The following is a 16314-nucleotide window of genomic DNA, read 5'->3' on the forward strand; positions in this document are numbered from 1 at the left end:
TTACATTCCGAACCCGGAAGCTAAGCCTCACAGCGCCGATGGTACTGCAGGGGGGACCCTGTGGGAGAGTAGGACGCCGCCGAACAATCATTGTGAAGAACCCCCGTCCGGGATACGGACGGGGGTTCTTTGCGTTTCCGGAGAAATCGAGAGAAATCGAGAGAAGTCGACGGGAATTGCGGCGACGGACGGGTCGTCACCCCCCACCACCAGGGGTGGACCTAGCACCACCCCGGATTCGGGGTAGGACGGCCAGTGCCCGGCCGGCGCTGGGACGGAAGACTTGACCACGGCGGTCGGAGTAGGCCGGCGACATCAGGACCAGCACCAGCACCAGGAGTACCCGTGACAGCAGAGAGTCGATTCAGCGGCGGCACCGTGCGCGCCCAGGCCGAGACTGCGCTGGCGTCGGGCGGCCGCGGGCTGGCGCGGCTCTCGGGGCTGGTCCTGGGCATGGCGCCGGTCGTCGTGCTGCCGGTCCTGGGGGCGTTCTTCGCGGGTGGCACCGCCGCCTGGGCCATGGAGAACTACTACCCCGGGGCTCTCTTCGCACTGGTCGCAGGGCTGACGGCGGGTGCCACGGTGGCGGGCCTCTTCGTCCGCCGGTGCGCGGACCGAACGCGGGCCCAGCTCGTCCGGTGGTACGGGATCCGGCTGCCGGTCGAGTACAGCCCCCGGCCGGCGCTGGAGGCGGACGAGCGCGGCCACTGGTGGACGGGCTACTCGTACCACCGGTCCCACTCCGTGGCGAGGCTGGCGCAGTTGCTGCACTGGTCGGCGCGGGACCGGGCGACGCGGTCGGAGATCCTCTGGCTGCTGGTCGGCCCGCTCGCGGTCGGTGCCATGGCGGCGATGGTGTCCGGACTGCTGGTCGCCGGGGTGGCGTACCTGATCAACGCGGTGGACGGCTACCAGGACTACGGGCCGGTGCCCACCGGCACGGTGCTGGCGTCGGTCCTGATCGGGCTGGCACTGATCGGCCTGGCCGTGGTGGCGTCGCCGTACGCGGTGCGGGCCTACGCGGAGCTCGCACGCCGGGTCCTGGACCAGGACGGACGGGCCTCGCACGCCCAGCTGACCAAGCGGGTGGCGGAGCTGACCGAGACCCGGGCCGACGCCGTCGGCAGCCAGGCGGCCGAACTGCGCCGGATCGAGCAGGACCTGCACGACGGTGCGCAGGCCCGGCTGGTGGCGATCGGGATGACGCTGGGCACGATCGAGCACCTGATGGAGACCGATCCGAAGGCGGCGCGGGAGCTCCTCTCCGAGGCCAGGCAGTCCTCGGCCAGGGCGCTCCAGGAACTGCGGGACCTGGTCCGCGGCATCCACCCGCCGGTGCTTGCCGAGCGCGGCCTGGGTGACGCGGTCCGTGCGCTGGCACTGGACTCCGCGCTGCCGACCGAGGTCTGCGTCAGCCTGCCGGACCGCCCGCCGGCGCCGGTGGAGGCGACGGCGTACTTCAGCATCTGCGAGTTGCTGGCCAACGCGGCCAAGCATTCGGGTGCGGAACAGGTGTGGGTGGACATCATGTACCGGGCCGGGCGGCTGCGGGTGACCGTGACGGACGACGGGGTCGGTGTGGCGGATCCGGGGAGGGGGACCGGGCTGCGCGGGATCGAGCGCCGATTGGGTACCTTCGACGGTGTCCTCGCCATCGACAGCACGTCGGGCGGTCCGACCACCATCACCCTGGAGCTGCCGTGCGAGTTGTCCTCGCCGAGGACCTCTACCTCCTTCGCGAAGGTCTGATCCGGCTGCTGGAAGCGCACGGCTTCACCATCGCGGCGGCCGTCGAGACCGGCCCGGAACTGCTGGACGCCCTGCTGACGCACCGCCCGGACGTCGCCGTGGTCGACGTCCGGCTGCCGCCGACGCTCACCGACGAGGGACTTCAGGCGGCGCTCCAGGCGAGGAAGCGGATCCCGGGTCTGCCGGTGCTGGTGCTGTCGCAGCACGTCCAGCAGCTGTACGCGCGGGAGTTGCTGGCGGACGGCACCGGCGGGATCGGCTACCTGCTGAAGGACCGGGTCTTCAACGCCGACCAGTTCATCGACGGGGTCCGACGGGTGGCCGCCGGCGGTACGGCGATGGACCCGGACGTCATCGCCAAGCTGATGCAGAGCACGTCCCGGCGGCCGGGTCCGCTCCAGCGGCTCTCGCCGCGGGAGCGCGAGGTGCTGGAGCTGATGGCGGAGGGCTGTTCGAACTCCGCCATCGCGGCCCGGCTGGTGGTGAGCGACGGTGCGGTGGCGAAGCACATCGCCAACATCTTCACCAAGCTGGAGCTCGCCCCGGCCGAGGACGCCAACCGCCGGGTCATGGCGGTGCTCGCCTACCTCAACGGGTCGGCCGAGCGGACCGGCTGACAGATCGCCCGTTCCCCCGGACGCGAGCCGGTGCCGGAGGTGACACTCCGGGCTGCGGAAACGCTGAAACAGGTGTACGAGTAAACTCCGGTGGGCCGAGCCCGGAGGTTGCTCAGCCCCGGCACCCCGACAAGCGGGAACCGGTAGCCGGGGCAGCGTACGGCCGCAGCCGACATCCAGGGGTTGATTGACGTTATGGCACGCCCATCGCTCACCAAGGCCCACCGTGGCCTGCTCGGCGTCGTGGCCGCCGGGGCCTGCCTCATCTCCGGCATCGGCTTCGCCGGGTCGTACAGCGCCGTGCGGGACCTGGCCGCGGAGAAGGGCTTCGGCAGCTTCTCCTACGCGTTCCCGATCGGTGTGGACGCCGGCATCGTGGTCCTGCTCGCGCTGGACCTGGTGCTGACCTGGCTGCGCATACCCTTCCCCCTGCTGCGGCAGACCGCCTGGCTGCTGACCGTCGCCACCATCGCTTTCAACGCCGCCGCCTCCTGGGGCGACCCGCTCGGCATGGGGATGCACGCGGTCATCCCGGTGCTGTTCGTCGTCGTGGTCGAGGCCTCCCGGCACGCCGTCGGGCGGATCGCCGCGATCACCGCGGACCGGCACATGGAGTCGGTCCGGCTGATGCGCTGGGTGCTCTCCCCGGTGCCGACCTTCCGGCTCTGGCGTCGGATGAAGCTCTGGGAGCTGCGCTCGTACGACGAGGTCGTGCGGTTGGAGCAGAACCGGCTCGTCTACCGGGCACAGCTGCGCTTCCGGTACGGGCGCGGCTGGCGCCGCTCGGCGCCGATCCAGGCACTGCTGCCGCTCAAGCTGGCCAAGTACGGGGTTCCGCTCGATCTGGCGGTGCTCGACGGGTTGGACGAGGAGGGGCGGACGGTGAGCGAGGTGCCGGCGTCCCGAGAGGTCCACGAGGTCCACGAGGTCCACGACGGCCGCGCGGCGGGTGCGCTCGCGCCGGCCGCCGTCCAGAACGGGCCGCAGGCGGACGCGTCGGCCGGGCTCCGGGGCGGGGCTCCTGCCGGACCGCAGGCCGCGGTGCCGGCGGCGCCGCAACCGCAGGCACACGACCCGCAGCCGGAGCAGCCCGGTCGGGCCGGGGTGCAGCGGGCGCCGCAGCAGCAGGCCCAGGAGGCCAGGCCGCAGGCCGAGCCCGTGGCGGCCCCGGTCTCGGCGGCCCCTTCCGGGGTGGCGCCGATGCCGGCGGAGGTGGCCGCGCCGATGCTGGCCAAGCTCGCCGCGGTGCGGTTGCGGGCGGTTCAGGAACCGGAGGGGGAGGAGCAGCAGACCCCGCCGCAGCCCCGTGAGGAGCTGAACGTCTGGACCGAGCGGGCGGTGCGGACCACGGGTCACCAGGACGACGGCGCGCCGGGCGGCCGGGTGCCCGGCCAGGCCTCGCCGTGGTTCAAGCCGCCGCGTCCGACGGAGTCCGAGCCGGAGCCGCAGCCGGCCGCCGCCGCGCTGGGTGGGTCGGCCGCGGCGCCGTACGCCGGGCAGGCCGGCCTGCCCGGTTACGCCGACGAGGCCGAGTACCCCGAGCAGGACGGCTACGTCGAGCAGGCCGAGTACGCGGAGAGCGTCGCGGAGCAGGGCTATGCGCCGGAGTTCCAGGAGGATTCCGCCTTCGACGGGCCGGCGGAGCCTCCGATCGGCCCCGTGCCGCGTCCGGGCTCGTACCGGCTGGACCCGGAGGTCGTGTACGCGGCCCTGGTCAGCTACATCGACACCTTCGAGAACCAGCCCGATCCGCAGCGGCTCGCCGACTGGCTGACCAGGGAGTACGGCGTGATCGGCAACCGTGCGGACGGGTCGGTGCACCCGAAGGAGGTCGCCGAGCTCATCCCGGAGCTGCGTGACCGCTACGCGGCCTCGGGGCGGGACTGACCCCGCCGCAGGCCGCCCGCCTCCCACGAGGCGAGTCCCCCACTCCCACTCCCACTCCCCGTTCCCCGTTCCCCGTTCCCCGTCACCCGATCGCCGGTCCGCCGTCCGGTCGGCCATTGACGCCCGACCCGGGCCGGTCTACCTTCACCTCAACAAACTGTTGAAGCGCCGGCCTGGCACGGGCCCCGCGCGCATGCCGGCGTGAGGAGTACGGATGTCGCAGGTCGAGGTGGGCGGTACCGGGCCGACGGGCGGAGCCGCGTTCTCCGCCGCCGCCCGCACCGCGGTGGAAGCGTTGCTCGCCCCGGTCGACGCCGACCTGGCCCGCCGCTACCCGGGTGACCCGGGCACCCGTCAGCCGGTCCACACCGTCTACGTCCCGGCCGACGCCTTCGCCGCCGACACCGTGCGGACGTGGGGCCGGCAGGCGCTGGAGGTCTTCGACACCCACGCCGGTACCCCGGCCGAGCTGGCCCGGGCGCTCGGTGCGGCGGACGACGCGCTGCTCGCCGACGTGCACGCCCGGGTCCGGGCCAAGCTGGAACGCGAGCCGGTCGAGGACCTGCGGATCGACTTCGAGGACGGCTACGGCGCACGCCCCGACGCGGAGGAGGACGCCGCCGCCGTCCGGGCCGCCCAGCTGGTCGCCGCGGCGGTGGCGGACGGAAGCGCACCGCCGTACGTCGGCATCCGGATCAAGTGCATGGAAGCGGCCGTCCGCGACCGGGGGATCCGCACGCTGGAGCTCTTCCTCGGCACCCTGCTCGCGCACGGCGGCCTGCCCGAGGGGCTGGTGCTGACCCTGCCCAAGGCGACCTACGCCGAGCAGGTCACCGCCCTGGTCCGACTGCTGGCCGACTTCGAGCACGCCGCCGGACTGCCGGCCGGGCGGATCGGCTTCGAGATCCAGATCGAGACCACCCAGGCGATCCTCGGCCCGGACGGGCGGGCCACCGTCGCCCGGATGATCGAGGCGGCCGGTGGCCGGGCCACCGGCCTGCACTACGGGACCTTCGACTACAGCGCCTCCTGCGGGGTCGGCGCCGCGTACCAGAGCCTGGACCACCCGGTCGCCGACCACGCCAAGGCGGTGATGCAGGTGGCCGCCGCCGGTACCGGGGTCCGGCTCTCGGACGGGTCCACCAACGTGATCCCGACCGGCTCCACCGCACAGGTGCACGCCGCCTGGAAGCTCCACCACGACCTGGTCCGCCGATCGCTGGCCCGGGCCTACTACCAGGGCTGGGACATGCACCCGGCGCACCTGCCGACCCGCTACGCCGCCGTCTACTCCTTCTACCGCGAGGGGGTGGCCGCCGCCGGTGCCCGGTTGGCCGCCTACGTCGCCAAGGCGGGCGGCGACGTGATGGACGAGCCGGCCACCGCGCGGGCCCTCAGCGGCCACCTGCTGCGAGGGCTGGACTGCGGTGCGGTCGACCTCGTCGAGGTCGCCGCGGCGACCGGCCTGGACCGGGCCCGGCTGGAGGCGCTGGCCGGCCGCTGACCGGGCCCGGCCCGGGCCCGGGGACGAGGTGGCCGGCCGGTGGCCGGGGGTTAGGCTGGCTGAGCCGCCCGGACCGCTCGTCCGGGATGCCCGCCAGCCTCGTCGTCCTCCGGGAGAACCACCGCGCCATGTCCGCCACGCCGGAGCCGACCCCCAGGCAGTACCTCACCGTCCGGGGCGCGGGCAGCCACGAGACCGAGATCAAGAAGTCGCGGTTCATCTGCCACCTCGCCCGGGTCGCCGACGAGGAGGAGGCCCAGGCGTTCATCGCCGGCATCCGTCGGCAGTACTGGGACGCCCGGCACAACTGCACCGCCTTCGTCGTCGGCGAGGAGCAGCGCCGCGAGCGCTCCAGCGACGACGGCGAGCCCGGCGGGACGGCCGGTGTGCCGATGCTGGAGGTGTTGCGCCGGCGCGGGGTCACCGACACGGCCGCCGTCGTGACCAGGTACTTCGGCGGGATCAAGCTGGGCGCCGGCGGTCTGGTGCGGGCATACGGCAGCGCGGTGTCGGAGGCGCTGGACGAGGTCGGACTGCTGGAGCGGCGGCCGGTCGCGCTGCTGGCGGTGACGGCCGACCACACCCGGGCCGGGCGGGTCGAGAACGACCTGCGGGCGGCCGGTTACACGGTGAGCGACCTCGGCTACGGGGCGGCCGGGGTGCGGATCGAGGTCGGTGTGCCGGAACCGGAGGTCGGGGCGTTCCACACCTGGCTGGCCGAGGCGACCGGCGGCACGGCGGTCGCGGTGGCGGCTGGCCGGACGTTCGTCGAGGTGCCGGTCTGAGCCGCTGATCCCGGGAGGGCAGCGGAGCGGGGGAGCGGCGGGGCACGCATCCGGCGTGCGGTGCGCCCTCGCACACCCCCGACGGGCCGGGCTGTGCGGTCGTGCCGGTTCCGGACGAGTTTTCGGACAGATCCGGAACGACCGGTTTCGAGCCCGGTGCGCCCTGTCTAGCCTGGTCGGATCCGCCGACCAGGGAACCGAGGCCGCGATGCCCGTCGTCCAGACCATCACACTGGCCCCGGGGGACGGCACCGGCTGGCACTTCCACCCGGGCCGGGTCGACGTCGTGGTGCTCTCCGGGACGCTCACCCGTACCCTGCACGACGGCCGGATCGAGGTCAGCCACGCCGGGGACTCGCTGGTCGAGCCGGGCGGGCCCGCGTACATCCACGTCGGTCACAACCGCGGGACGGTGCCCGTCGTCCTGGTCGCCACCTACGAGGCGCCGGAGGGGTGCCCGCTGGCCGTGCCGGTCACGGAGCCGGAGTGGACCCGGAGCGGAGCGGAGTGCTGCGAGGACTGAGCCCGGAGACCTCACCGAAACCCGGCCGGACGCCAGGCCGGAGGAGTCGTCGGGACTGGAGCAGATCGCCGCCGACCATGCGGGGCGGCTTGAGCAGATTCACTCGAACGTATTGACGTGGCCCGGAGTCGGAACTTCCGCTCCGGGTCATGGCGTTTCCTGGGCAAGGTCCGGCGAACCGGACCAATGACCCATCGATGGAGGACACCGGACCCCACCACCGCCTTCACGGAGGTACGCGCATGACCTCGGACCGCTTTCCGTCGTCGCCCGCCCATGCCGGTCCCCCCGGCTCCAGAGGCCCCGCGACGCCCTACCGGATGACCGTCACCACCGCGCTCCCGCACGCCGAAGCCGTTGCCCTGGCCGACCGGCACCTCGCCGACTGGCTGAAACAGGAGGGGTGCGAGGAACCCCCGTCCGTCGCACCCACGCCCGTCGTGACTCCGTCGGCCACCTTCTCCGCCCGTCCGCCCGTCCTCTCACCCGACGTACCCGCCTCGACCGACCTACCCGCCGCGGACAGACCCGGGCGCGGCCCGGTGGCCGAACGCCTCCGGCTCGGCGACCGCGTCCTGCTCGACCGGGACAGCGGCTCGCTCCGCCCCGGATTCCTCCCGGCCGCCGGCCGCGGGGCGGGCCCGGGCCGGGACCCGGACACCGGCCGTTACGACCGCCGACGGCTCCGCACACCCGCTCCGCACGGGACCGGCCAGCTCACCCTCACCGTCGCGACCGGCCCCGCAGGACCGACCTGGGTCCGGCTGGAGGCCGAGACGCACACCACCGACAGCGGTGTACGGACGCCCTGCCGGGTGCCCGTGCCCGAACTCGCCCGCACCCTGCTTCCGCTCCTGGACGCCGCCGACGGGCCGGTCGCCGTCCAGACCGTGCCACGGGTACTCACCGTGACAGGGGTCGACGACCTGATCGACGAACTCTGCGACCCCGACCGCCGGATGCCCACCGTGGTGGCCAGCGTCCCGGTCGGCCACTCCGTCGGCGAGTGGATGGCGGAGGTGGTCGGCCCGCTCAGTGACCAGTTGCCGGGGCTGGCCACCGTGTACGTCCTCGACCCGGGCGCCCGGACCAGGTTCAACGTCGCGCTGGAGCACCACGCCGTCTACGGCGGCGCGGTGCGCACCTACCTGCCCGAGGTCGACCCGGCCTCCCGGCAGGACGGCGCGCGGCACCTCGTACTGGCGAGGCGCCGGATCGAGGAGGACCTCCGCCGGGCCGCGGGACTGCTGGCCCGCGAGCCTCGCCGGATCGCCGCCGAGCTGCCGCTGCCACCCGTCCTGGCCGCCGTCCCGGTCCTCAGGGTCGTCCCGTCCTCGCCCCGACCCGCCACCCGGAGCCGGACCGAGAACCAGGCTCCGGCGTCGTGCTCGGCCCCGGCCCCGACGGGGTCGCCGGGACACCCCTCCGGCTCCTCGTCCGGAACCTCGTCGGACCGGGTCGCTGCCGGCCCGGACGCCGTCGCCGGGGCCGAGTCGGCGGCCCTCGCCCACGAGGAGCGGCAGGACCTCGCCGAGCAGCAGGCCCGGGCCGACGAACTGGAGCGGGTCCGGCACAGCCTGCGCCGCGAGCGCCGTCGCGCAGGCCGGGGGCGTGCGCCGTCCGGCCGCCTCTGTACCTTCCCCACCATTCCCGGCGGAGCGGCCGGACCGGCGCCGGTCGCCGCGGGTGCCGGTTCACCGACTTCACGCGGGTGCCCGCCGCCCGCTCCCTCCGGCGCCGGGCGGCGCTCCGGCCGACGGGCCGCGCCGACCGACACCCCCGCCACCTTCACCGAGCTGATGGCCCGGCTGGGCGAGTTCCCGCTGCTCACCTTCACCGGCGACCAGAAGGCCGCCATCGCCCTGGACGAACTGCGCTGCACCGGCACCGGCTGGGCCCGGCTCACCTGGGACGGCCTGACGGCGCTCCAGGAGTACGCCGAGGCCGCCGTACGCGGCCGGGCCGGCGGTGACTTCAAGCAGTGGTGCGAGCGCACCCCGGCCGGCTGTCACCGCTTCCCGCCCCGCAAGGCGGTGCGCGGGGAGTCCCGGACGGTGTTCAGTCACACCAAGTGGAAACGCGAACGGATGCTGCCGGTGCCCGAGTGCGTCGACGCGTCGCGGCGCGCGTTCATGGGTGCCCACCTGCGGATCGGCGGCGGTCGCACCGCGCCCAGGCTGCACTACCTCGACGACTGCTCGGGCAGTGGCCGGATCTATGTCGGCTACATCGGCCTGCACCTGACCAACACCCGCACCAACTGAGAGGCTTGGCTGACCGGTGCGTCCGTTCGGTGGACAATGTCCGGCAGGGGCCGACCTCGGGGTCGCCGGAGGCCCCGGGCAGGCGCCGGACGAGCATGGGGGAACGACCACCGATGCAGTACTCAGCAGACGGCCAGTCCGACGGTGCGCTCACGGCCCCCCGACCGGGCTTCCTGGCCTCGGTCTTCCGCGACCTCGGGGTTGACGGGCCGGACGGGGACGGTCGGCCCGACAGCCCCGCCGGTGCCGCCGCCGACACGGGGCCGGGCGGTGCGCCGCCGGGCCCCGCACCTGACGACCCGTACGGCGCGGGCGGTGACGAGGCCGTCGCCGCGCACGCCCGCGCCGCCGCGCTGACGCACCACCGCACGCTCACCGTCCAGGCCGAGCACGAGCGGCTGGCCGACCTGCTGCGGCGGGCCGCCCTGCCCGTCTCGGCCATGGACTTCGAGAGCCAGCTGCGCCGCTACGAGCCGCGGCCCTACCCCTCCGACGGTCCTGCGGCCGGGCCGGGCGAGGACCCGGAACCGCGCTGGGAGGACTTCGCCCCCGCCGGACCGCCGGCCGCCGACCCCGACGAGGCCCCGTCCCGCCGGCTGCTGGACTCCGGCTACCAGCGTGAGCTGGCCCAGGCCCGGCTCACCCATCAGCGCACCCTGCGCGAGTGGCGTACCCGGCGGGCCGAGTCCGGCAGCCCGGCCGTGGACGGGCAGCGGCGGGCCCACGAGGAGTCCGAGCAGGCCCGGGCGCGCGCGGTCCGCGAGTACAACGAGTCGCTGGAGGAGTGCCGCCGGGCGTACCGGCTGGCCGAGCCGGCCGCCGTCGAGTCGCTGCTGGAGCGGGCGCTCGCCTCGGCCGAGACCGCGACCCAGGACCTGCCCGCGCCCTGCCGGGCCGTCTACCGTCCGCTGACCCGGACCGCCGTGCTCGACCTCGACCTGCCGTCCCTCGACGTCGCGCCCTCGCTGGCCGGCTACCGGCTCGGTGCCGACGGCGAGATCCTCCCGGTGCCGCGCCCGCCCGCCGACCGGGCCGCCGACTACCTGCGCCTGGTCGCCAGGCTGGCGCTGCGCGCGCTCCAGGCCGCCGACGCGGTCGACACCGACGAGATACTGGCCGGCGTCGTGCTCAACGGCTGGCTGCGCGAGCCGGGTACGGGCGAGCCGCACTGCCTGCTGAGCGTGGACGCCGACCGGGACGCGCTGGCCCGCACCAGGCTGCTGCCGCCGGCCGATCCCGACGAGGAACCGGACGGCGAGGGCGTCTACGCGGACGCCGAACAGGACGAGGCCCTCGTCCGGTTGCGCAGGCTGGGCGCGTCCGTCACCCCCGACCCGTACGCCCGGGTGGTCGTCGAACCGGCCGCACTGGCGGCCGCCGCCGTGCCGGCCGCACCGGACCTCTCGGGCAACGAGTTCGCCCAGCTGGTCCGTGAACTGCTCACCCGGGGCGGGCTGGCGCAGTGGAGCGTCCGGCTGCGCGGCCGGGCCGGGCTGGTCGCCACCGGTGAGGGACCGGCCGGCAGCGCGCTGCCCGGCCGCTGGGTGGTCTGGGCCTCCCGCAGCGCGGACGCGGTGGGTGAGGAGGAGATCCGGACGCTGGCGGAAGCGGTCCGGGAGGAGTCGGCCGAGCGCGGGCTCCGGCTGACCACCGGCCGGTTCACCGACGGCGCGCTCGACCTCACGGGTGAGGACGGGCACCGGCACATCCACCTGGTCGACGGCGAGGGCGTCCGCGAGCTGGCCCGCACCCACCTCGGCCTGCCGCTCGCCGCGGGGCTCTGAGCGGAACGGACCCCGCACGGCGGCTCACCCTGACGGACCGTCCGGCGGGCGCCGCCCGGTGGCCCGCGTGAGGCTGGGGGCACGGGCGTCCGGGTGAACCGGGGCCCGGCCGAATGGCGGCACCCGGCGTCGGACGGGTTCGCGAGACCGACCGGCACCGGCCGGCGGTCGGCCCGGGGACGGGCGGGACACGGGGGAGAGGGAATGGACAGACGGTCCGCCACGGCGGAGGAGCGGTGACCGCGATCCTGGTCGCGGCGGGGGCGTTCCTGATGACGCTGCTGGGCGGCTGGGTCGCCCAGCGCACCGGGGACCGCCGCCACCTGGTGCTCGGCTTCGCCGCCGGGCTGATGCTCGGCGTGGTGGCCTTCGACCTGCTCCCGGAGGCGCTGCACCAGGCGCCCGAGGAGTTCCACGGGGTGCCGCAGGCGCTGCTGATGTTCGCGGCAGGCTTCCTGACCATCCACATCGTCGAGCGGGCGGTCGCCATTCACCGCGGCCACGAGGACGAGTACGCCGAGCACACCCACGGCCAGCGGTCCGTGTCCGGCCACGCGCACGGCCACTCCCACGGCCGCACCCGGTCCGGCCTCGACGGACAGCAGGGCGTGGGCCTCACCGCGGCGCTCGCCCTGGTCGGCCACAGCCTGATGGACGGCTTCGCGATCGGCGCGGCCTTCCAGGCCGGCACCACGGTCGGGACGGTGGTGGCGATCGCCGTGGTCGCGCACGACTTCGCCGACGGCTTCAACACCTACACGCTGACCCGGCTCTACGGGAACGACCGACGGCGGGCGCTGACGCTGCTCGCGGCGGACGCGATCGCGCCGGTGACGGGGGCGGCGATCACCCTGCTGTTCACCATCTCCGAGCACGTGCTCGGCCTCTACCTCGGGTTCTTCGCCGGCTTCCTGCTCTACCTGGCGACCTCCGACATCCTCCCCGAGGCACACAGCCCGCACCCCTCGCGCTCCACGCTGCTCTGCACCCTCGTCGGTGTGGGCTTCATGTGGCTGGTGATCGGCTTCGCCGGCTGACGGCGGGGCCGCCGGTGCCAGGGTGCCCGTCAGGCCGTCACCTCCCGGTCGCGGTCACTTCTCGGCCGCGGTCACTTCTCGGTGGCGGGCGGCCCACCGCGCCTGCAGCGCGCCCAGGGCCTCGGTGATCGCCGGGCGCCGCGAGGCCTGCGAGCGCCAGAGCGCGAACACCCGCCGGGCAGGCTCCGGGACCACCGGCCGTGCGACCACGCCCGACGGCAGCACGCCCCGGCCCAGTCGGGGCACCAGACCGACGCCGAGCCCCGCCGCGATCAGCGCGATCTGGGTCTCGAACTCGCCGACCCGGTAGTGGACGTCGGGCTCCTCACCGGCCTCCCGCAGCGTCCGGACCAGCCAGTCGTGGCAGATGTTGCCGGGCGGCACGCTGATCCAGCGCTGCTCGCGGAGCCGGCCCACCGGCACCACCGAGAGTCCGGCCAGCGGATGGCCGGCGGGAAGCAGCAGGTCCACCGGGTCGGGGCCGAGATCCAGCCGGGAGAGTCCCTCCTGCACCGGCAACGGCACCGTCGGCCAGTCCTGGACCAGCGCCAGGTCCACCTCGCCGCGGGCCACCAGATCGGCGGCCGGGTAGGGATCGCTCTCCAGCAGCCGCACGTCCAGATCCGGGCACCGCGTGCGCAGATCGGTCAGCACCCCTGGCATCAGCCCCCGGGCGCCGGTGGCGAACGCGGCCACCGTCAGCCGCCCGACCGCCTGGCCGCGCTGCTCCTCCAGCCGCACCTCGGCCCGTTCCACCAGGCCCAGCACCGCCTGTGCGGTGGCGGCCAGCTCGCGCGCGGCGTCCGTCAGCACCACCCCGCGGCCCTGACGTTCCAGCAGCACCGTCCTGGTCTCCCGCTCCAGCTTGGCGATCTGCTGCGAGACGGCGGACGGGGTGAACCCGAGAGCCGCCGCCGCCCCGCCGACCGAACCGTGCACGGCCACCGCGTACAGCGCCCGCAGGCGCCCCAGATCCATCATGGGTCCATCATGCAGCAACGCTTAAGCACGGCCTTCAGTATTCATCGCTGGTGCTGAACGATGGCGGCGGTCATCCTCGATCCATGAGCGCAACCCCGCAGGCCGTCCCCGGCGCCGGCATGAGCCCGCGTCACATCGCCCTGGCCGTCCTGGTGGCCGCCGTCTGGGGCCTCAACTTCGTCCTCATCCACGTCGGCCTGCAGAACTTCCCGCCCCTGCTCTTCTGCGCGCTGCGGTTCGCCGTGGTCGCCGTCCCGGCGATCTTCTTCATCGGCCCGCCCAGGGTCGCCGTGCGGTGGGTGCTCGCCGTCGGCCTGGTGCTCGGGGTGGTCAAGTTCGGTCTGCTCTTCCTGGGCATGCACGCCGGGATGCCGGCCGGCCTCTCCTCCCTCGTGCTCCAGGGGCAGGCCGTCTTCACCGCGCTGTTCGCCGCCGTCCTGCTGGGCGAGCGGCCCGGCGGGCGGCGGCTGACCGGGCTGGCGGTCGCGCTCGCCGGGATCGGACTGAGCGCCGTCGACCGCGGCGTCGGCGGACCGGTCGGCGCGTTCGTCCTGGTCGTCCTCGCCGCGACCGCCTGGGGCCTCTCCAACGTGCTGACCCGCAAGGCCGCCCCGCCGGACGCGCTGCGCTGGATGGTCTGGGTCAGCGCCGTCCCGCCGCTGCCACTGCTCGGCCTCTCGCTGCTGGTCGAGGGACCGGAGGCCGACCTGCGCGCGCTGCGCGAGATCACCCCGGCCGGACTGGGCGCGATCGGCTACGTCGGGCTGGTCTCCACCCTGTTCGGGTTCGTCGCCTGGAGCTACCTCCTGCGCAGCTACGACGCCACCGCGGTCGCGCCCTACTCGCTGCTGGTGCCGGTGTTCGGGATGTCCTCGGCCTGGCTGCTGCTCGGAGAACCGGTCAGCCCCCTGGCCGGCGCCGCCGCGCTGCTGGTGATCGCCGGGATCGGGATCACCGCCCTGCGCCCGGGGACGGTCGGCACGGCGGCGTGGTGGCCGCGTACGCGGCCTCGGCGGTCCGCAGTGCCCGCAGCAGCACGTCCTGGTCGGCGGGGCTGACCGGACCGAAATACTCCTGGGCCACCTCGTGCCGGACCTGGCCGATCTGCTCCACCGCCGACCGGCCGGCCGCGGTCAGCACGATCCGTACGGCACGGCGGTCGGCGGGGTCCGGGGCCCGCTCGACCATTCCCGCCTCCTCCAGCGCGTCGACCACGGTGGTGGCCGAGCGAGGGGCGATGTGCAGCCGGTCGGCGAGATCGCTCAGGCGCATCGCCCGGCCGGGCAGCTCACAGCCGGGCGCGTGCGCCAGGGCCCGCAGGGCGCGGCCCTGGCCGGGGGTGATGCCGTAGGGCTCCAGCCGCTCGCTGGTGCGGCGGCGGATCCGCTTGATCGCCCGGGTCATCGCGTCGGCCAGCTCGGCGGCGGTGTCGGCGGCACGCGCTTCGGTGGCGTTCGCCTCGCCGGAGCCCGCTTCCCCGGGGAGCGCCTCCTCGCGCTTCGTTTCCTCGGGACTCGCGCCGGTGTTCGGAACGGGGGAGGAGCTCGCCGCGTCGTCGGTCGGCGTGGTGGTCATGGGCGGATCTCCTCGGCAGGTGTTCGGCCAAGGGTATCGGCCGCCTCGGGCGCGGGACCGGGGTCGAAGGAGGCCGGGGCCAGGACCGAGGGTCGCTCCGGAGCCGGGCGGGAGCCGTTCGAGGGCAGGTCGGCAGCCGGTTGCGGACCGCGGGCCGAAAAATGTTGAGCCAGGCTCAGTATCTGGGTTAGCGTAGCCCGAGTGAGGGCGACCTAAGTTCCCTCCCCGCACCTTGGAGAGCCAATGCCCCGCTCCGAAGCACGCGTCGCCACCGACCGTTCCGCCCGCTACGCCAAGCAGCTCGCCGCCCACATGGGCCGCAAGATCCAGGCCGACTGGTCCGAGGAGACCGGCCGCGGCACCCTCACCTTCGGTCTGGGCACCGCCACGCTGGAGGCCACCCCCGACGCACTGCTGCTCGCGGTCGAGGGCGAGACCGCGAACCTTCCGGGCCTGGAGGACGTGGTCGGACGCCACCTGGTCCGCTTCGGCGCCCGCGACGAGCTGGTCGTCGAGTGGCGGCGCGACAACGGCGAGACCGGCCTCGTCCACCGGAACGACGAGGAGCCGGCCGAGAGCTGAGCCCGTCAGCGGCCCGCCGGGAAGCCGGGACCACCCGGTCGACGGCGGGCCGGGAGCCAGCGGGCGAGGGCCAGGAGGACCAGCCCGCCCAGACACCAGCTGGCCACCACGTCCAGCAGCCAGTGATAGTCGCTCCACACCAGCCCCAGCCCCACGCCCGCCGACAGGAGAGCCGCCCCCTCCGCCAGTCGGCGCCGCGAGCGGGGCCCGGCCGTCCGGGCCAGCAGCAGCGCCGCCACCCCGTACGCGAGCGTCGCGGTGGCGGTGTGCCCGGACGGGTACCAGCCCCACTGGTCGGCCGCCAGCGGCAGCCCGAACGGGCCGGGCCGCGCGAACCACGCCTTCGCCGGGACCACCAGCAGCGGAATCAGCCCGGCCGTCAGCACCGCGACCACGCCCGGCAACCACCAGCGTGACACCCCCGCGAGGCGATCCCGCCAGGCGGCCACGGCCCCGCCGAGGAACAGCACCGGCACCGCCACGGCGCCGCCGCCCAGGTCGGACAGTGCCTTGCCGAGATGGTTGAGCAGGGCGCTGTGCAGCTCGTGCCGGGTCTCCCGGACGGCGCTCCGCGCCCAGCGGTCCAGTCCGAGCAGCGGGCCGTCCACCGCCACCTGCCAGGACACCGCCACCAGCACCACCGCGAGCAGCACCGGCACCGCCGGACGGCCGAGGACGCGGGACAGCCGCCCCGGAGCAGGGGGGAGAGCTCCGGGGCGGCTCTGATGATCGCCGTTCCGTGCGTCCCGGGGGGTGTGGGTCGGACGGTCGGTCGATCGGCCTTCGGTGTGTGCCGCCCCGCGGGGGACGGCCTGGTTGTCCTCGCGGCCGGCGTACGGAACCGCCAGTGGCTGGGGCTCGCTGTCCATCTGTGATGACACTACGTCAAGGTCCTTGCACGGCCGAGGAGCTTCAGCGATTCCGCACACCATCTTCACCGCCCCGCAGCCGGCGCCACACGGGGTCCGCATCGCCGTTCGAACCGGGGACGCACCGGGGTCGCGCGAGGCGGCGCCGAGCCCGGAT

14 protein-coding genes and 1 rRNA gene are annotated in these 16314 nt (G+C 74.6%); 12 read left to right on the forward strand and 3 right to left on the reverse strand.

Going from position 1 to position 16314, the window contains the following annotated elements; translation table 11 throughout:
* The 10 genes from rrf to PUR61_RS08860 all read left to right on the forward strand — a co-directional run.
* Positions 1 to 85, forward strand: a 5S ribosomal RNA gene (gene rrf / locus PUR61_RS08815); the annotation flags it as partial.
* A gap of 260 nt (positions 86 to 345) precedes the next feature.
* Positions 346 to 1749, forward strand: a complete 1404-nt coding sequence (locus PUR61_RS08820) for a sensor histidine kinase (RefSeq protein ID WP_329877467.1) — start codon at positions 346 to 348, stop codon at positions 1747 to 1749.
* On the forward strand, positions 1701 to 2366 hold the full coding sequence (locus PUR61_RS08825; protein ID WP_329877469.1) for a response regulator transcription factor: 666 nt from the start codon (positions 1701 to 1703) through the stop codon (positions 2364 to 2366). The genes PUR61_RS08820 and PUR61_RS08825 overlap by 49 nt, the downstream gene beginning before the upstream one ends.
* A gap of 195 nt (positions 2367 to 2561) precedes the next feature.
* A complete protein-coding gene (locus tag PUR61_RS08830; RefSeq protein WP_329877471.1) occupies positions 2562 to 4253 on the forward strand; it encodes a DUF2637 domain-containing protein in 1692 nt (563 codons plus the stop codon).
* A 214-nt stretch (positions 4254 to 4467) separates the two neighbouring features.
* Complete coding sequence (locus tag PUR61_RS08835) at positions 4468 to 5757, forward strand: DUF6986 family protein (RefSeq protein WP_329877472.1); 1290 nt, start codon at positions 4468 to 4470, stop codon at positions 5755 to 5757.
* Positions 5758 to 5885: 128 nt separating this feature from the next.
* The gene (locus PUR61_RS08840; RefSeq protein ID WP_329877572.1) at positions 5886 to 6542 is read left to right on the forward strand and encodes a YigZ family protein; all 657 of its coding nucleotides are present in this window, start codon (positions 5886 to 5888) and stop codon (positions 6540 to 6542) included.
* Positions 6543 to 6750: 208 nt separating this feature from the next.
* On the forward strand, positions 6751 to 7065 hold the full coding sequence (locus PUR61_RS08845) for a cupin domain-containing protein (protein ID WP_329877473.1): 315 nt from the start codon (positions 6751 to 6753) through the stop codon (positions 7063 to 7065).
* A gap of 320 nt (positions 7066 to 7385) precedes the next feature.
* The gene (locus tag PUR61_RS08850; RefSeq protein WP_329877474.1) at positions 7386 to 9329 is read left to right on the forward strand and encodes a hypothetical protein; all 1944 of its coding nucleotides are present in this window, start codon (positions 7386 to 7388) and stop codon (positions 9327 to 9329) included.
* Between the two features lie 113 nt (positions 9330 to 9442).
* Positions 9443 to 11113 carry a restriction endonuclease gene (locus PUR61_RS08855; RefSeq protein WP_329877476.1) on the forward strand — a complete coding sequence of 557 codons (1671 nt, stop codon included), beginning with the start codon at positions 9443 to 9445 and terminating at the stop codon, positions 11111 to 11113.
* A gap of 272 nt (positions 11114 to 11385) precedes the next feature.
* A complete protein-coding gene (locus tag PUR61_RS08860; protein ID WP_380362144.1) occupies positions 11386 to 12150 on the forward strand; it encodes a ZIP family metal transporter in 765 nt (254 codons plus the stop codon).
* A 54-nt stretch (positions 12151 to 12204) separates the two neighbouring features.
* On the opposite strand, the gene PUR61_RS08865 is transcribed toward PUR61_RS08860, so the two are convergent.
* Positions 12205 to 13131, reverse strand: a complete 927-nt coding sequence (locus PUR61_RS08865) for a LysR family transcriptional regulator (protein ID WP_329877480.1) — start codon at positions 13129 to 13131, stop codon at positions 12205 to 12207.
* 119 nt (positions 13132 to 13250) lie between these two features.
* Here PUR61_RS08865 and PUR61_RS08870 point away from each other — a divergent pair, with 119 nt between their 5' ends.
* On the forward strand, positions 13251 to 14189 hold the full coding sequence (locus PUR61_RS08870) for an EamA family transporter (RefSeq protein ID WP_329877574.1): 939 nt from the start codon (positions 13251 to 13253) through the stop codon (positions 14187 to 14189).
* Here PUR61_RS08870 and PUR61_RS08875 read toward each other — a convergent pair.
* Positions 14083 to 14706 (reverse strand): MarR family winged helix-turn-helix transcriptional regulator, encoded by a 624-nt coding sequence (locus PUR61_RS08875; protein WP_329877482.1) that lies wholly within the window; start codon positions 14704 to 14706, stop codon positions 14083 to 14085. The two genes, PUR61_RS08870 and PUR61_RS08875, sit on opposite strands and share 107 nt — an antisense overlap.
* 243 nt (positions 14707 to 14949) lie before the next feature.
* Here PUR61_RS08875 and PUR61_RS08880 point away from each other — a divergent pair, with 243 nt between their 5' ends.
* Complete coding sequence (locus PUR61_RS08880) at positions 14950 to 15288, forward strand: DUF2218 domain-containing protein (protein ID WP_329877485.1); 339 nt, start codon at positions 14950 to 14952, stop codon at positions 15286 to 15288.
* 5 nt (positions 15289 to 15293) lie between these two features.
* Here PUR61_RS08880 and PUR61_RS08885 read toward each other — a convergent pair whose 3' ends face one another.
* Entirely contained in the window at positions 15294 to 16157 is an 864-nt protein-coding gene (locus PUR61_RS08885) for a phosphatase PAP2 family protein (protein WP_329877486.1), read from the reverse strand.
* Positions 16158 to 16314: the final 157 nt, after the last annotated feature.

It is taken from the genome of Streptomyces sp. BE20, from assembly GCF_036322525.1.
GTDB lineage: Bacteria > Actinomycetota > Actinomycetes > Streptomycetales > Streptomycetaceae > Kitasatospora.